Source organism: Streptomyces scopuliridis (assembly GCF_042790125.1).
Lineage (GTDB): Bacteria > Actinomycetota > Actinomycetes > Streptomycetales > Streptomycetaceae > Streptomyces > Streptomyces scopuliridis_A.
Genome location: NZ_JBHTZS010000026.1, coordinates 24,269 through 39,568, shown reverse-complemented (window position 1 = coordinate 39,568; position 15,300 = coordinate 24,269). Strand labels below are relative to the sequence as shown.

Here is a 15,300-nt window from a genome sequence, read left to right as displayed (position 1 = left end):
CGCGACGGCGACCGACGGCGTCCTACGCCCGCGCGGGCATCGCGTACACCTCGTCCACCGTGCCCGACTCCACGATCCTGCCCCGGCGCATCACCGCGACCCGGTGTGCCACATGCCGGACCAGCGCGAGATCGTGGGAGATGAGCAACTGAGCGAGCCCCAGCTCCTCCTGGAGATCCATCAGCAGATTCATCACGCCGGCCCGGACGGACGGGTCCAGCGCGGAGACGGGCTCGTCGAGCACCAGCAGCTTCGGTTCACAGGCGAGCGCGCGGGCGATACCGACACGCTGGCACTGGCCGCCGGACAGCTCGTACGGCAGCCGGGACGCCAACGACGCGTCGAGCCGCACGAGTTCGAGTAGTTCGGCGACGCGGGCGGGCCCGGTCAGCGGGTCCCAGCGGCCCTGGACCCTCAGCGGTTCCGCGAGGGCGTCGCGTACCCGGAGCCGGGGGCTGAGGGATCCGTACGGGTCCTGGAAGACCGGTTGCAGGGCGGGGCGCAGCGTACGCAACTCCGGCTCGTCCAGCGCCGTCAGCTCCCGTCCGAGGAAGCGCACCGAACCGGACTCCGGGCGGCGCAGCATCAGGACGGCCATGGCGGTACTGGTCTTGCCCGACCCGGACTCGCCGACCAGCGCGAGGGTCTCGCTGGGCCGTACCTCGAAGGACACCCGGTCCACGGCGAGCACGGGCAACGCCCGCCGTCCACGCTTTGAGTGACGAACCGTCAGCTCCCGTACGTCGAGGAGAGGCGGCGTGTCGTCCGGGGCCTGTGTACCGCCCGCGGCCTGTGTACCGTCCGGGACCGCCCGGTCGCCCGGGGGCCGCTCATCGCACGGGCGCGGGGCGTTCATCCGGCACACTCCTCGAACAGCCCGGTCACGGGCGAGGGAAGTTCCCGCCACCGATGGCAGGAGACCGTGCGGCCGTCCTCGGTGACCGGCTCGGGCGGGGTCCGGCCGCACACGTCCGTGGCGGCGGGGCAGCGCGGGGCGAAGGCGCAGCCGGGCGGCAGCGCGGAGAGCGAGGGCGGGGCGCCGCCGATCGAGAGCAGCCGCCCGCCCGGCGAGCACGTCCGCGGCAGCGAGGCGATCAGCCCCGCGGTGTACGGGGCGCGCGGCGCCGCGAACACCTCGGCGACCGGGCCCGATTCGACGGCCCGCCCCGCGTACATCACCAGCACCCGGTCCGCGTGGCCCGCGACCACCTCCAGATCGTGGGTGACCAGGACGAGCGCGGCGCCGGTCTCCCGCCGGATGCCGGTCAGCAGCTCCAGGATCCGCGCCTGCGTGGTGGGGTCCAGAGCGGTGGTCGGCTCATCGGCGAGCACCAGCTCGGGTTCGTTGATCACCGCCATCGCGATGACGGCGCGCTGCCGCATCCCGCCGGAGAACTCATGGGGATAGGCACGGGCCCGGCGCGCGGCGTCGGGGATACCGACCCGGTCGAGCGCGGCGACCGCCAGCTCCGCGGAGGCCCGGCGGCTCACGCCGCGCACCGACCGTACGGCCAGGGCCAGTTGCTCGCCGACGGTGTGTACGGGACTCAGCACGGACAGGGCGTCCTGCGGTACGAAGGCCAGCCGGCTGCCGCGCAGCCCCCGGTACCCCGCCGCCCCCGCTCCGACGAGCTGCCGTCCCGCGAACCGCACCCCGCCCCGCACCTCGGCGCCGGTGGGCAGCAGTCCCAGGACGGCCCGCGCGGCCAGTGACTTCCCCGCCCCGGACTCCCCGACGACGGCCAGCGCCTCCCCGGCCCGCACCGCGAACGAGATCCCGCGTACGGCGTGCAGCCCGTCCACGGTGACCCGCAGATCGCGCACGTCGAGCAGCGGTTCACGTACGTCCAGCGGCGCGCCCGCCGGGTCGGGCAAGGGCTCGCGTCCGTCGCGCGGCGCGTCCGCGCGCTCTTCGGTGTCCGCACTCATCGCGCGGTGCTCCTTTCCGGCCGGAGCGCACGGGCTCGTACGCGGGCGATCGGTCCGCGCCCCGCCGCCGGAGCCGGCAGTGTCGACACCGAGACCGCCAGCATGGCCAGCAGCAACAGCATGGCCGCGGGCGTCAGCACGGCCCAGGGCGCGCGTTCGACATAGGGCAGGGATTCGGACAGGGTCAGACCCCACTCAGGGGCGGGCGGCTGGGCGCCGAGGCCGAGGAAGCCGAGAGAGGCGAGGGCCAGGGCGATACCGGGCAGGCGCAGCACCGCGTGCCGGGCGACCGGCCCGGCGACGGCGGGCAGCAGATGGCGGAGCAGGATCCAGCGCGGCGGTGAGCCGATGGCGCGCTGCGCCATGAGATGCCCGGCGGCGCGCGTCTCCTGGACCAGCGCGGCGGCGTGGGCCGCGAGCGCGGGCCAGGACACCAGGGCCACCGCGATCGACGCGCCCAGCGAGCCGGGCCCGAGCACCGCCGCCACCAGCATGCCCGCGATCACCGGCGGTACGGCGTTCGCGGTCTCCGCGGCGCCGGACGCCAGAGCCGGCAGAAATCCGACGGTCATCGCGAGCAGATACGAGCCGAGGCAGACCAGCGCCGCGATGCCCACGGTCGTCGCCGCCCCGTGCCCCACCCGGGCCAGCACATCGCGGCCCAGCGCGTCCGTACCGAGCGGATGGGCCCCGCCCGGCGCCCCGAGCCGCGCGGCGGTGTCCACGTACAGCGGGTCGAGCAGCAGACCCCACCCGATGACGACCACGATCAGCGCCGCGCACACCACGGGCACGGCGACACGCGCCCGTGACGCCCGCGCAGGGCGCCGCGCGGGCAGCGACAGACTCGCGTCCCGCAGCCCCGGTCCGAGCATCCACCGCCGTGCCGTCTGCGCGATCAGCCCGGCCAGCAGGCCGAGGAGCACGAGGGCCAGCACCGAGCCCTGGAGCAGCGGCAGATCCTGCGACTCGGCGGCGCCCAGCGCGGTACGCCCGATGCCGGGCACCGCGAACACCGTCTCGACGGCCACCGCGCCCCCCGTCAGACCGACGGCCACCAGACCGAGCTGCGGCAGTACGGCGGGCAGGGCCCGGCGCAGGGCGGCCCGCCCGATGCGGCCCGCCGTACACCCCGAGGACCGCCACAGCTCCACCCAGCGCTCCGCGAACACCGCGGGCAGCGCGTCCTCGGCCAGCCGCCCGAGCAGCCCGCCCGCCGGAACGCCCAACGCCAGTGCGGGCAGCACCAGATGGCGGGGCTCCTGCCAGCCGTACGGCGGGAACCAGCCCAGCCACACCGACAGCAGCACCATCAGCACCGTGGCGATCAGGAACTCGGGCAGTGCGGCGAGCGCCGCCGCGGGCGCCCCCGTACCGCCACCACTCTCACCCGTGTCGAGCGTCCCGCGCGCTCCGCGAATCACCGTACGCGCGCACAACGCGCAGGCCAGTACGAGGGCGAGGAGCAACGCCGCGCCCATCAGCGCCAGCGAGACACCGAGCCCCGACAGCACGGACGGCAGCACCTCGCTCCCGCTCACCCAGGAGCGTCCGAGGTCGCCGCGCACCGCCGCTCCGAACCAGTCGCCGATCAGTGCCACCGGGCCCGATTCCAGGCCGAGTTGCTCTCGTACCGCGCGCAACGCCTCCTCGGTCGGCTCCTGTTCGGCGGACCGGGCGCGCAGGACGGACAGCGCCGGATCGCGGCCGGAGAGCCAGGGCAGCAGTCCGACCACGGTGACGACGACGATGAGCGCGGCGGCGCGCGAGAGCAGCACGCCGGCGCGTTCCTTGCGGGGGGTGGTCACTTGAAGCGGGTGTCCGAGGTGACGAGGAGCCGCTCGCGCGGGTCCTTCGCCGAGCCGGTCAGCGAGGTCGCGTCGCCCTGGATGACGCGTTCGTGCAGCATCGGGATCGCCGCGTCGGTGCGGAGTACGGCGGCCTCGGCGGCCAGCACCGCCGCGCGCCGCGTGTCACCGGCGGGCGTGGCGGACGCCTTCCGCACGGCCTCGTCGACGTTCTTGTCGCAGAGTTGCGCGAGGTTGAAGGAGCCGTCGCAGGTGAAGTCGCTGCGCAGATACGCCACCGGGTCACCGGAGTCGAGCACGGTGGCGCGCGACAGGATGAACGCGTCGAACTTCCCCGCGAGGGCGTCCTCCTCGATGTGCGCGTACTCGCGCACCACCTGCTTCACCGTGAACCCGGCCTGCTGGAGCTGCTGTTGCAGCACGGACGCGACCTCGGGCAGTTCGGCCCGGTCGGAGAAGGTGGCGAGGGTGATCGTGGTTCCGGCGGGGTCCGCGGCCTTCGTACGGCCGGTCAGTTCCCGGCGTCCTTCGGCGGCCCAGGGCAGCGCGGGCCCCAGCAGCCCTCCCGCGCGGTCGGCGCGTCCCTCGTACACACCCTTGACCAGTTCCGCGGGCTTGACCGCGGCGCGTGCCGCGGCCCGCAGTCCCGCGTCCTCGAAGGGCCCCGAAGCGGTGTTGAGATAGAGCGTGTTGGTGCGCGGCATCGGTACTTCGGTGACCGTCCCGGGATCGAGCAGCGACGCCTGCGAGACGGGCACCGACTCGGCGATGTCCGCCTCGCCGCTCCGGATCGCGGCGGCGCGCGCCGCGCCGTCCGGTACGAAGGAGACATCGATCCCGGCCGCGCGGGCCTTCTTCCCCCAGTAGCCGTCGTAGCGGTCGAGGGCCGCGGTCGTGGTGCCGTTCACCTTCACCAGTTCGTACGGGCCGCTGCCGGCGCCGACCGGATCGATCCGGCCGTCCTTCCCGTACGCGCTCTTCGCGAGGATCGACAGCTGCGGGGAGGAGAGCCGCTGGGGGACCAGCGGATCGGTCTCGTCCGTGGTGACGACGACCTTGCCGCCCCTGGCCTCGGCCGTCAGCTCGACACCGTCGAGGATCCTCGGCTTGGGCGAGGCCGTGGCGGCCCGGGCCAGGGAGTGCGCGGCGACCTCCGCGGTCAGCTCGCTGCCGTCGTGGAAGGTCACGCCCTCCCGGACGGTGAACTCCCAGGTCCGGTCGGAGGTCCGCGTCCACCGGGTGGCGAGCCCCGGACGCGCGTCGCCCAGCGGGTCGAGGGTGACGAGGGTCTCCGCGGTGCTCCAGCGCGAGAGCTTGAACGCGTCGTCGCTGAGCGGGGAGAGCCCGGAACGCGGCGGCTGCATCATCGCGAGCCGGATACGGCGGTCGTCGCCGGATCCCTGGTTCGCGGAGTCCCCGGAGGGGGCGAGGCAGCCGGTCAGGAGCAGTGCGGAGACGGTGACGAGACCTGCGGCGGGCAGGGGTATGCGGAGGTGCACGGGTTCTCTTCCGGGCGGAGCGGTAGCTGGGAGTGAGAAGCTAGCACATGACAATCATTGCCAAAAAGGCGCCAGGGGTCACCCGCCCGGACCGCGTCGGACAGGGCTACGACGCGAAGGGGCGCGCGCCGCGCCCGCACCGCCGATGACGGGCGGAGGCGGGCACGGCGCGCGCTCGGCTCACCGGTAGGTGAGGTCGGAGGCGCTGTACTTGCAGTACGTACCGTCCGCGTCGGAGCCGTTCTTCGTCGGCTCGGCTCCGGTGTTGTTGCCGATGTACTTCTGGCACGGCACGATCTTCTTGCTGCTGTCCCCGACGATGGTGATACCGCGCAGGGTCAGTGAGTCGCCGTAGTTGGTGTTGATGCCGCCGATGACACTGCCGGGGGCGGTGATCTCGGTGTTGGTCACATTGATCGTGCGCTTGTACTGACTTGAGCAGTTGCCGCAGGAGCGGACGAACGTCTTGAAGTCCTGGCCGGCGAAGTTGGAGATGTTCAGTGTGCCGCCGCCGTTGAACTGGAAGATCTTGTCCGCGGCCTTGCGGGCGCCGCCGCCGTTGACCGTGAACGTCTTGCCGGTGCCGCGGAAGGTGGCCGCGTCCTCGCCGACATCCTCCCACCACACGTTCTGCAGTGTGCAGTTGCCGGAGCAGTGGATGCCGTCGGCGGCGGGGGCGCCGATGATGACGTTCTTCAGCGTGGCGCCGTCGGCGAGCTGGAAGATCGGGTCCTGGTCCTCGTTCTGGCCGCCGCTGCCCAGGTCACCGGTGCCGTAGTAGCGCTTCATACCGCCGTCCACGGAACCACTGATGGGCTTGGTGGCGCCCACCGCCTCGCTGCCGTTGGCCGACGGCCAGGTGGCGGCCTCGGCGGTGGGCAGGGTGAGTCCGGAGCTGAGTGTGGTGAGGATGAGGGCGGCGGCGCCGAGGCCGCCGGCGATCACCCGCCGTTTCCCGGTGCTCAGGGGCGTGCCGTGCTGTGGTGTCATGGTGGGGCGCTCCTTGTGTCGAGTGAATGGTGTGGACGGCGGGTTCACGGGGTGGTGATGGCCGGCCGGGGAGGCGTCGGCATCTTGTCGCCGATGAGGAAACTGGGGTGCGGCGGCTGGTTGTAGGCGGTGTTCTGCCAGGCCAGCGCCGTCCGGTACATCCGGTCGTGCAGCAGTGTGGTGATCTTCCGGTCGGTCGGATGCGGTGTGGAGTAGATACGCAGCGCCGTGTTGTCGGTGGTGGGCCAGACGACCTCCTCCCGCCAGTCGCCGAGGATGTCGCCGGAGAGCGACGGGGTCGCCTTGGTGCCGTTGTTGGAGTGCACCCCCGAGCCGGTCAGCAGCCGGGTGTCGGACGACGGGCCGTACTTGTCGATGCGGGTGCCGTCGAGCAGTTCGCGCACCGGATCGCCGTCCCACCACGACAGGAAGTTGGCCGAGGACGGCTTACGGCCCTTGGTGGCGCCGGCCTCGTCACGGATCGAACCGTCGGCCGCCGACCACATCTCCGCGCCGTCGTTGCCCGCCCAGATGTCCCCGGCCACACCGCGGCCGTTGTCACCGCCCGGCGCGGTCTGCCACAGCACCTGGCCGGTCCTGGCGTCCGCGAAGTACGACGAGGGCTTGGACGCGTCCTCGTCCACCTTGAAGTACTCGAGTCCCGGGCGGGACGGGTCGAGATCGCCGAGATGGGCCGCGTCGCCGTGGCCGTTGCGCGTCGTCCACAGACCGGAGCCGTTGTCGTCCACGGCCATCGAGCCGTACACGATCTCGTCCCTGCCGTCGCCGTCCACATCGCCGACCGTCAGGGCGTGGTTGCCCTGACCGTCGTAGCCCTTGCCGCTGTTGGTGGAGCTGTTGGTGTCGAACGTCCATCTGCGGGTGAGCTGACCGCCGTTGACGTCCCAGGCGGAGATCACCGTACGGGTGTAGTAACCCCGCGCCATGATCAGGGAGGGGTTGGTTCCGTCCAGATAGGCGGTCCCGGCCAGGAAGCGGTCCACGCGGTTGCCGTACGTATCGCCCCAGGAGGCCACGGAGCCGCGTGGCGGGACATGGTCGACCGTGCTCCGCGCGGCCCCCGTCCGCCCGTCGAACACCGTCAGGAACTCGGGCCCTTCGAGCACATATCCGCTGGAATTACGGTAGTCGGCGGAGGCGTTGCCGATCACCTTTCCGGTGCCGTCGACCGTACCGTCGGCGGTCTTCATCGCGACCTCGGCCCGGCCGTCGCCGTCGTAGTCGAAGACCTGGAACTGCGTGTAGTGCGCGCCGGAGCGGATGTTGCGGCCCAGATCGATGCGCCACAGCCGCTGGCCCTGGATCGTGTAGCCGTCCAGGATCGTGTTGCCCGTGACCCCGGACTGGGAGTTGTCCTTGGCGTTGGTGGGCTGCCACTTCAGGACGAGATCGAGGTCGCCGTCCCCGTCGAGATCACCGACCGAGGCGTCGTTGGCCTCGTACGTGTAGTCCGCTCCCGCCGCCGGGACGGAGAGCGGTACGTCGAGATAGCCGGAGCGGAACTGGACCGCGCTGGGCGAGGCGGGCTGCTCCGCGCCGTTCACCAGCGCGCGCACCGTGTAGTCCGCGGAGTTGGGGGCGTCCTTGTGCAGATAGTTCGTGGTGGTGATCGGCTCGGTGTTGACCTTGACGGAACCCCGGTAGAGGTTGAAGGTCACGTTGTCCGCGTCGGTCGCCAGCCAGCGCCAGCTGACCAGGTTGTCATTGCCCGTGTGCACACTGACCAGGCCGCGGTCGAGCCGCTCCAGCCGCGCCGCGGCCGCCACCGCTCGCTCACCGGGCTGTGCCGCGCTCGGTGTCGGCGCCACCATCAGTCCGGCGAGGACCGCGCCGGACACCGCGAGCACGCCCAGCGGCATCCCTCCGCGGACAGGGCCCAGGGAGCGTGATGGTCGTGGTGGGGATCCCGAACGTGCTGTGTACGTGCCGGCTCTGAACCGCACGAGTCCTCCAGAGGGGTGGGGGGTGTCTGTCCCTGTGTCCCCTGGTCGCCGCCCGCGCGCGAAAGGTTGCCGCCCCCCGGAGCCCCTCACCGTCCCTGCTGTCTCCCCGCCGTCCCCCTGTCGTCCACCGGCTTCGGGATCCTGTCTCCGGCTCCCCGCCGGGAGACACACGCACCCGCGCCGGTACCCTGACATAAGGGTTTCGGGTGGGTATGGGAGGCCGGGAGGTGCCGGGGTGATCGATGACCTCGACCGCGGGATCATGCGGATCCTCACGCGGAACGGCCGTACGCCCTACACCACGGTCGCCCGGGAGCTGGGCACCTCGGAGGCCACGGTGCGCCAGCGCGTCACCCGGCTCCAGGAGAGCGGCGCGCTGCGGATCGTGGCGCTGTGCAATCCGCTGACCCTCGGCCATCAGTCCGTACGGCTGATGATCAGGGTGCGCGATCTGACGCCCCGCGCGGTGGCGAAGAGCCTGGCGGATCTGCCGATGATCAACCATGTCGCGCTGTGCGCCGGCAGCCAGGACATCTTCCTGGAGGGGACCTGCCGCGACCAGGCGCAGCTCGTGCAGCTGCTGGACGACATCCGGATGCTGCCCGGCGTCTCCGAGGTACAGGTCCTGCTGCTGCTCGAACTCTTCAAGGACTACTCGTGGAGCGGACTCGCCAGCGCGGTGGGGCAGGGCGTCACGGCGGAATGATCCGCTCTCCCGGAGCCGCGGGCAGCTCACGGAAACCCGCCCACAGATAGCTGTCCTTGATGACCTCCAGCACGGTCAGCGCCTCGGCGTGGGCGACGCCGTTGACGCGCCGTACCCGCTCGGTGAGCAGCTCGGCGAGGTGCCCGAGGTCCCGGCAGCGCACGTCGGCGATCAGATCGTACGGACCGACGCAGGAGGCGACATAGCGCACCTCCGGCATCCGGGACAGCTCACGGGCGACCAGCGCGACGGGCATGTGGTGCACCCGGACGGCGAGGTGCACCTCCATCTCGCCGAGCTTCACCGAGTCCGTCATCCCGACGACCTGCACCACCCCCTGGCGCTGCAACCGGCCGAAGCGGGCCCGTACGGACGCCTCGGACAGGCCGATCGAACGGCCGATCTCACCGAAGGACCGGCGCCCGTCGACCCGTAGCTGGTCGATGATCTGCCGGTCCAAGTCGTCGATCATCAGAACTCGGCTCCTGTCCTCGGGCGGGTACGGGTGCTCCGGGCGGGTACCGGGGCCCGCCCCGTCACCCCATCATCTCCCCGCTCACGTTGCGCGGAGATGTCCGTTCCGTCACTACGGATCACCACGGACGGCCGGCTGCGAGATTCGTGGAATCAACCGCCGGTTTCCACTCGATCCGATGTCGTCCCACCTGTTCAGAGGGGTGCCCCCGGCCCGAGGCTGTTCCCCACCCGGGCGCCTGACAACCCGGACAAGCCGAGTACGTCCGGGAGGCCAGCGCATGACCGCACCACCCCCCGCCGGCGCGGGAGCCCGCCGAGGATTCCTCACCGCGGCCCTGCTGGCACCCGCCGGACTGACCGTGGCGGGCCTGGTACTCGTACCGCTGCTCCTGGTGGTCCGGGACAGCTTCGCGACGCCGGACCTCTACGGCGGGACCAAGGGCGGCTTCACCCTCGCGAACTACCGGAGCCTGTTCGACCCGGTCTATCTGAAGGTCTTCGGCTACAGCCTCGGCATGGCGGCCCTCAACGCGACGGTCTGTCTGCTGCTCGGCTATGTGGTCGCGTACTACCTGGTCAGCAGGGCGCCCCAGCGCCAGATGCTGCTGCTTCTGCTGATCATCGTGCCGTTCTGGACCGACTTCCTGGTCCGCACCTTCGCCTGGATCAATCTGCTGAGCCCCGGCGGCCCGGTGAACAGCCTCACGGACGCGGCCGGACTCACCCACGGGCCCGCCCAGTGGATCCCCGGCCAGGGAGCCTCGTTCGTGGGCCTCGTCTACGCCTTCCTGCCGACCGCGGTCTTCCCCGTCTACGCGTCGCTGCGCGGGGTCGATCCGGCGCTCGGCGAGGCCGCCAGGGATCTCGGCTGCGGCTGGTGGCGGGTGCACACCAAGGTGCTGCTGCCCATCGCCAGGCCGGGGCTGCTGGCCGCCGCGCTGCTGACCTTCATCCCGACGCTCGGTGTCTTCGTCATTCCGGTGCTGCTCGGCGGCGGCAAGAACCAGCTCGTCGGCAATTTGATCGTGACGCTCTACACCGAGTTCCGCAACCAGCCGATGGGCGCCGCCGCCTCCGTCGTCCTGCTGGTCCTGATGCTGGTCTCCCTCGCGGTGTTCGGTACGGCCGCCAGGCGCCTGAGGAGGAAGACGGCATGAAGTCCGCTCTCGACACCGTCACCGCCTGGCTGGCACGGGGCGTCATCGCCTTCCTCTACGTCCCGATCGTGGTCGTCGTCGTCCTGTCCTTCAACGACTCCGACATCACCTACAAGTGGGCCGGTTTCACCACCCGTTGGTACGGGGAGCTGGCCCGGGACACCGAACTGCTGGACGCCCTCCGGGTCAGTGCCGAGGTGGCCCTGCTCTCGGCGACGCTGGCCACCGCCTGCGGACTGCTGGCGGCCATGGGGATGGCCCGGCTGCGTCCCCGGTGGCGCGCGGTGTTCTCCGGCGGGCTCTTCCTGCCGCTGGTCATCCCCGAGATCGTGCTGGGGGTCGCGCTGCTGTCGGTCTTCGGCGGTCTCCATGCCGGCCTGGGCCTGACCACGCTGGTGATGGGCCATCTCGTGGTGACCCTCCCGTACGCGGCGCTGATCATCCTCGGCGCGCACGGCGCCCTCGATCCCGCTCTGGAGGAGGCCGCGACGGACCTGGGCTGCGGCGCCTGGCAGGCATTCCGCCGGGTGACACTGCCACTGCTGCGGCAGGCGCTGCTGGCCGCCTGGCTGCTCTGCTTCACCATCTCCTTCGGCAACATCGTGATGTCGACCTTCACCAACGGCGTCGGCACCACCACACTCCCGCTGCGCGTCTACTCCCTGCTCAAGGTCGGACTCACGCCCGAGATCAACGCGCTGGGCACCCTGCTCGTCCTGTTCACCTTCCTGATCATCCTGGGCGTCGGACTCCGCCAGATGCGCCGTGTGCTCCTCGGCGGCGACCGTACGCAGCGGTGACCGCCTCTATCCCCCGCGCCCCTCGCCCCCCCTCGTATCCCTCGCCCCCTCCTACCGCCGAAGTCCCGTACCCCGCAGGTCCGTTCTCCGAAAGGCCCGTCATGCGCAGAAGCACCGCCTCCGGCCGCATCGCCTCCAGAGCCCTCCTGACGACCGCCGTCCTCACCGCCACCGCACTGCTCGCCACCGCCTGCGGCGGCTCGGCCGACACCGCCGCCGGTTCCTCCTCCTCCGGCGGCGGCAAGACCCTCAGCATCTACGCCTGGGCCGGTGAGATCCCCGACACCGTGGTCAAGGGCTTCGAGAGGGAGACGGGCATCAAGGTCACCGTCGACACCTTCGACAGCAACGAGACGATGACCGCCAAGCTCAGCTCCGGCGCCTCCGCGTACGACCTCGTCGAGCCCAGCCAGTACACCGTCCAGCAACTCATCGGCCAGCAGCTCATCCAGAAGCTCGACCACTCGAAGATCAAGGGTCTGTCCAACCTCGCGCCCAAGTTCCGCGACCCCGGCTACGACAAGGGCAACCAGTACAGCGTCCCGTGGATCTGGGGCACCACCGGCTTCGCGTACAACGACACATGCGTCCCGTCCGCGACGAGCTGGAAGACCCTCTTCGACCCGAAATACAAGGGCAAGCTGTACATGCTCGACAACATGCTGGCCTCCTACATCGCCGGACTCCAGGTCAGCGGCCACCGGGCGACCAGCACCGACAAGGACGAGATCGCCACCGCCACCGCCGCCCTCCAGAAGCAGAAGAAGATCCTCGCGGGCTACAACTCCACCAACTACGCCCAGTTGCTCTCCACCGGCCAGGCATGCGCGGCCGAGGCGTGGAGCGGTACCGCCATGGCGAAGGTCGTGCAGTCCAACCCGCATGTGCACTACGTGATCCCGTCCGAGGGCGGCTCCATCTGGACCGACGGTATCGCCGTCACCAAGAACGCCAGGAACACCGCCTCCGCGTACGCGTTCATCAACTACCTGCTCCGCCCCGAGGTGGCGGCGCTGGCGACCGACGACGGCTCCTCGGCCAGCACCAACCAGGCGGCCCGCACGCACATCAAGGACACCGCGGCCCTGGAGAACCCGGCCGTCTACGCCCCGGACGCGGCCATAGCGAAGTCGGACTTCCTGCTCGACCCCGGCACCGCCATGCAGTACTTCCAGCAGGGCTGGACGAAGATCAAGGCGTCCTGACATGACATCAGCTCCCGCCCCCGCCTCCGTGCCGGCTTCCGCCACGGCCCCCGCCCCCGCCGTCCGGCTGACCGGGATCGGCAAGGCGTTCGGCCCGGCGTACGCCGTCAAGGACGTCACCCTGGACATCCGGCAGAACGAGTTCTTCTCGATCCTCGGTCCCTCCGGCTGCGGCAAGACCACCCTGATGCGGATGATCACCGGCTTCGAGACGCCCAGTGAGGGCACCGTCGAGCTGGGCGGCGTCCCCGCCACCGGCGTCCCCCCGCACAAACGGGACCTCAACATGCTCTTCCAGAGCTACGCGCTCTTCCCGCATCTGAGCGTGTACGACAACGTCGCCTTCGAACTGAAGGTCCGAAAACACCCCCGGTCCGCCATCCCGGACGCCGTGCGCGACGCCCTGGCGCTGGTACGTCTCGACGGTTACGGCGACCGCGCCGTCGCCGGGCTGTCGGGCGGCCAGAAGCAGCGCGTCGCGATCGCCAGGGCGCTGATCGGACGGCCCTCGCTGCTGCTGCTCGACGAACCGCTCGGCGCGCTCGACCAGAAGCTGCGCGCCGAGATGCAGTTGGAGCTGAAGAAGCTGCAACGCGAGGTCGGGGTCACGTTCGTGACGGTCACCCACGATCAGGAGGAGGCCCTGACGATGTCCGACCGCATCGCGGTGATGGACGGTGGACGGGTACTCCAGGTGGACACCCCCGAGGCGGTCTACGAGCGTCCCGCCACCCGCTTCGTCGCCGACTTCATCGGTACGTCCACCTTCCTCACCGGCCGGCTCGGTACGGACGGGCTGGCCGTGGCGGGCCTGGGCACCGTCCCGGTCCCCGGGCACGCGCTGCCCGACGGGGCACCGGCCCATCTCGCCGTACGGCCCGAGAACGTGACGGTCGCGCGTACCGCGGAGGCGCTGCCACCCGGCGGTGCGGCCCTTCCCGCGACCCTCCAGCAGACCGTCTATCTGGGCAACGCCACCCGCTACCACCTCACCCTGGCCGACGGCAGCGAGCTGCTGGCCGAGGCGGGCGGCGCCGGCCGCGCGGAGCTGCCCGTCGGTGAGCCGGTGTGGGCCGGCTGGGACCCGGAGCGTTCGCGGGTGCTGGCCGAATGAACACCCTCTTGAGCGGCCCGGCCGGCAGCCCGTCGAACGACCCGTCGAGCGGTCGGACGAGCAGCCCGTCGAACGGCCCGTCCCGCGCGCGGAAGTCCACCCCCACGTACCAGCACAGCGAGGAGACACGGCCGTGAAGGTCGCCGTAGCCCAGTTCGCCCCGACCGCCGACGCCGCCGGCAATCTCGTGGTCATCGAGGAGATGGTCCGCGAGGCCGCGGCGGCGGGCGCCGAACTCGCCGTATTCCCCGAGGAGTCCATGCTTCCCTCGGAGGCCGTGGCGTCCCTGCGGGAAGCCGCCGCCGCGCACTGGCCGCGCTTCCTGGACACACTGTCCGGCCTCGCCGCCGCGCACGGTATCGCCATCATCGCCGGCGGCTACGAGGACAGCGGCGAGTCCCTGCCGTACAACACCCTCGTCGCCCTGGACTCCGGCGGCCAACCGCTCGGCAGCTACCGGAAGATGCATCTCTACGACGCCTTCGACTACAAGGAGTCCCGCGAGGTCCAGCGCGGCGAGCACGGGCCCTGCGTCGTCCGTATCGGCGCGTTCAATGTCGGCCTGGTCAACTGCTACGACCTGCGCTTCCCCGAATTCACCCGGTCCCTGGTGGAGATGGGGGCCGATCTGCTGTCGGTGTCGGCGGCCTGGGTCCGGGGCCCGCTGAAGGAGGACCACTGGACCACACTGCTGCGCGGCCGGGCCATCGAGAACACCTGCTGGGTCGTGGCCTCCTCCCTCACCACCCCCGACTGCATCGGGATGAGCATGGCCGTCGACCCGCTCGGCGTGGTCAGGGCCGCGCTCGGCGAGGAGCGCAGGGCGCTGTTCGTCGTCGACGTCGACAAGGACCGGATCGACACCGCTCGCACCGTGCTCCCCGTCCTGCGCAACCGCCGCATCATCATCGGACCGAGGTGAATCCACCGTGCCCGTCACCCTGCACGACTTTCCCGCCCCCGTGGACCCCGTACTGCTCGAACGGCTGGCGCGGCTCGATTTCCCCACCCTGGGCCACTACTTGGAGGAGGGCTTCTGCGATCCGCGGCTGCACCGCGTCGCCGGTGAGCGCAAGCTGATCGGCCGCGCGGTCACCGTACGGATCACCGCCACCGACTCCACCCTGCTGCACCACGCCGCAGGGCTCGTGGGGCCCGGCGATGTCGTGGTGATCGACTGCGGAGGCGACCGCAGACACGCGCCGCTCGGCGAGGTGGTCGCCAACGCACTGGCCGCGCGCGGCGCGGTGGGCGCGGTGGTGGACGGGGTCTGTACCGACATCGACGCGCTGCGCGCGGTCGGCCTGCCCGTCTACGCGTACGGCCTGTCGATGCTCACCACCAAGCTGCACGGCATCGCCGACGGCGCGCTGAACACCCCTGTCACCTGCGGCGGAGTCTCCGTGCGCGCGGGTGACCTCGTCCTCGGGGACGGGAACGGGCTGCTCGTGGCCCCGGCCGGGCGGCTCGCCGCCGTACTGGACGAGGCGCTCGCCGACGACGCGGAGGAGCCGGAGCTGATCGCGGACCTGTGGCGTGGCAGGCCGCTCGGTGCGCTGACCGGCGCGACGGAGGTCGTCGAGAGACTGTCGGCCCGCTGACACACCCCGCGCCCACCGCCCACACCGCCCACCGCCCACACCACCCATCG

14 protein-coding genes are annotated in these 15,300 nt (G+C 71.3%); 7 read left to right on the top strand and 7 right to left on the bottom strand.

Annotated features, from left to right (window positions below; translation table 11 throughout):
* Positions 1 to 22 precede the first annotated feature (22 nt).
* From ACFRKB_RS29890 to ACFRKB_RS29865, 6 genes are all read right to left on the bottom strand, one after another.
* Entirely contained in the window at positions 23 to 856 is an 834-nt protein-coding gene (locus ACFRKB_RS29890) for an ABC transporter ATP-binding protein (protein ID WP_383109688.1), read from the bottom strand.
* On the bottom strand, positions 853 to 1,929 hold the full coding sequence (locus ACFRKB_RS29885) for an ABC transporter ATP-binding protein (RefSeq protein WP_383109687.1): 1,077 nt from the start codon (positions 1,927 to 1,929) through the stop codon (positions 853 to 855). Before ACFRKB_RS29885 ends, ACFRKB_RS29890 begins: the two co-directional genes overlap by 4 nt.
* A complete protein-coding gene (locus tag ACFRKB_RS29880) occupies positions 1,926 to 3,737 on the bottom strand; it encodes an ABC transporter permease subunit (protein WP_383109686.1) in 1,812 nt (603 codons plus the stop codon). The genes ACFRKB_RS29885 and ACFRKB_RS29880 overlap by 4 nt, the downstream gene beginning before the upstream one ends.
* On the bottom strand, positions 3,734 to 5,236 hold the full coding sequence (locus tag ACFRKB_RS29875) for an ABC transporter substrate-binding protein (RefSeq protein ID WP_383109684.1): 1,503 nt from the start codon (positions 5,234 to 5,236) through the stop codon (positions 3,734 to 3,736). Before ACFRKB_RS29875 ends, ACFRKB_RS29880 begins: the two co-directional genes overlap by 4 nt.
* A 180-nt stretch (positions 5,237 to 5,416) precedes the next feature.
* On the bottom strand, positions 5,417 to 6,226 hold the full coding sequence (locus ACFRKB_RS29870) for a pectate lyase (protein ID WP_383109683.1): 810 nt from the start codon (positions 6,224 to 6,226) through the stop codon (positions 5,417 to 5,419).
* 44 nt (positions 6,227 to 6,270) lie between these two features.
* The gene (locus ACFRKB_RS29865) at positions 6,271 to 8,106 is read right to left on the bottom strand and encodes a rhamnogalacturonan lyase (protein WP_383109682.1); all 1,836 of its coding nucleotides are present in this window, start codon (positions 8,104 to 8,106) and stop codon (positions 6,271 to 6,273) included.
* Between the two features lie 319 nt (positions 8,107 to 8,425).
* Here ACFRKB_RS29865 and ACFRKB_RS29860 point away from each other — a divergent pair, with 319 nt between their 5' ends.
* A complete protein-coding gene (locus ACFRKB_RS29860) occupies positions 8,426 to 8,896 on the top strand; it encodes an Lrp/AsnC family transcriptional regulator (RefSeq protein ID WP_365973359.1) in 471 nt (156 codons plus the stop codon).
* On the opposite strand, the gene ACFRKB_RS29855 is transcribed toward ACFRKB_RS29860, so the two are convergent.
* Positions 8,883 to 9,368 (bottom strand): Lrp/AsnC family transcriptional regulator, encoded by a 486-nt coding sequence (locus ACFRKB_RS29855; protein WP_206300588.1) that lies wholly within the window; start codon positions 9,366 to 9,368, stop codon positions 8,883 to 8,885. The genes ACFRKB_RS29860 and ACFRKB_RS29855 overlap by 14 nt on opposite strands.
* Positions 9,369 to 9,651: 283 nt before the next feature.
* Here ACFRKB_RS29855 and ACFRKB_RS29850 point away from each other — a divergent pair, with 283 nt between their 5' ends.
* The 6 genes from ACFRKB_RS29850 to ACFRKB_RS29825 all read left to right on the top strand — a co-directional run bounded on the left by ACFRKB_RS29850 (position 9,652) and on the right by ACFRKB_RS29825 (position 15,250).
* Positions 9,652 to 10,530: an ABC transporter permease gene (locus tag ACFRKB_RS29850; RefSeq protein WP_383109680.1), complete on the top strand. Its 879-nt coding sequence runs from the start codon at positions 9,652 to 9,654 to the stop codon at positions 10,528 to 10,530.
* On the top strand, positions 10,527 to 11,330 hold the full coding sequence (locus tag ACFRKB_RS29845; protein WP_383109679.1) for an ABC transporter permease: 804 nt from the start codon (positions 10,527 to 10,529) through the stop codon (positions 11,328 to 11,330). Before ACFRKB_RS29850 ends, ACFRKB_RS29845 begins: the two co-directional genes overlap by 4 nt.
* 101 nt (positions 11,331 to 11,431) lie before the next feature.
* On the top strand, positions 11,432 to 12,535 hold the full coding sequence (locus ACFRKB_RS29840; protein WP_383109678.1) for an ABC transporter substrate-binding protein: 1,104 nt from the start codon (positions 11,432 to 11,434) through the stop codon (positions 12,533 to 12,535).
* A 1-nt stretch (position 12,536) separates the two neighbouring features.
* Positions 12,537 to 13,649, top strand: a complete 1,113-nt coding sequence (locus ACFRKB_RS29835; RefSeq protein WP_383109676.1) for an ABC transporter ATP-binding protein — start codon at positions 12,537 to 12,539, stop codon at positions 13,647 to 13,649.
* A 133-nt stretch (positions 13,650 to 13,782) separates the two neighbouring features.
* The gene (locus tag ACFRKB_RS29830) at positions 13,783 to 14,571 is read left to right on the top strand and encodes a nitrilase-related carbon-nitrogen hydrolase (RefSeq protein ID WP_383109675.1); all 789 of its coding nucleotides are present in this window, start codon (positions 13,783 to 13,785) and stop codon (positions 14,569 to 14,571) included.
* A gap of 7 nt (positions 14,572 to 14,578) precedes the next feature.
* Entirely contained in the window at positions 14,579 to 15,250 is a 672-nt protein-coding gene (locus tag ACFRKB_RS29825; protein ID WP_383109674.1) for an RraA family protein, read from the top strand.
* Positions 15,251 to 15,300 lie beyond the last annotated feature (50 nt).

What these genes read in the sequence shown, in the direction of transcription:
- ACFRKB_RS29890 (WP_383109688.1), bottom strand. Translation starts at nt 856, where the DNA reads ATGAACGCCCCGCGCCCGTGCGATGAGCGGCCCCCGGGCGACCGGGCG.
- ACFRKB_RS29885 (WP_383109687.1), bottom strand. Translation starts at nt 1,929, where the DNA reads ATGAGTGCGGACACCGAAGAGCGCGCGGACGCGCCGCGCGACGGACGC.
- ACFRKB_RS29870 (WP_383109683.1), bottom strand. Translation starts at nt 6,226, where the DNA reads ATGACACCACAGCACGGCACGCCCCTGAGCACCGGGAAACGGCGGGTG.
- ACFRKB_RS29865 (WP_383109682.1), bottom strand. Translation starts at nt 8,106, where the DNA reads ATGCCGCTGGGCGTGCTCGCGGTGTCCGGCGCGGTCCTCGCCGGACTG.
- ACFRKB_RS29855 (WP_206300588.1), bottom strand. Translation starts at nt 9,368, where the DNA reads ATGATCGACGACTTGGACCGGCAGATCATCGACCAGCTACGGGTCGAC.
- ACFRKB_RS29850 (WP_383109680.1), top strand. Translation starts at nt 9,652, where the DNA reads ATGACCGCACCACCCCCCGCCGGCGCGGGAGCCCGCCGAGGATTCCTC.
- ACFRKB_RS29845 (WP_383109679.1), top strand. Translation starts at nt 10,527, where the DNA reads ATGAAGTCCGCTCTCGACACCGTCACCGCCTGGCTGGCACGGGGCGTC.
- ACFRKB_RS29840 (WP_383109678.1), top strand. Translation starts at nt 11,432, where the DNA reads ATGCGCAGAAGCACCGCCTCCGGCCGCATCGCCTCCAGAGCCCTCCTG.
- ACFRKB_RS29835 (WP_383109676.1), top strand. Translation starts at nt 12,537, where the DNA reads ATGACATCAGCTCCCGCCCCCGCCTCCGTGCCGGCTTCCGCCACGGCC.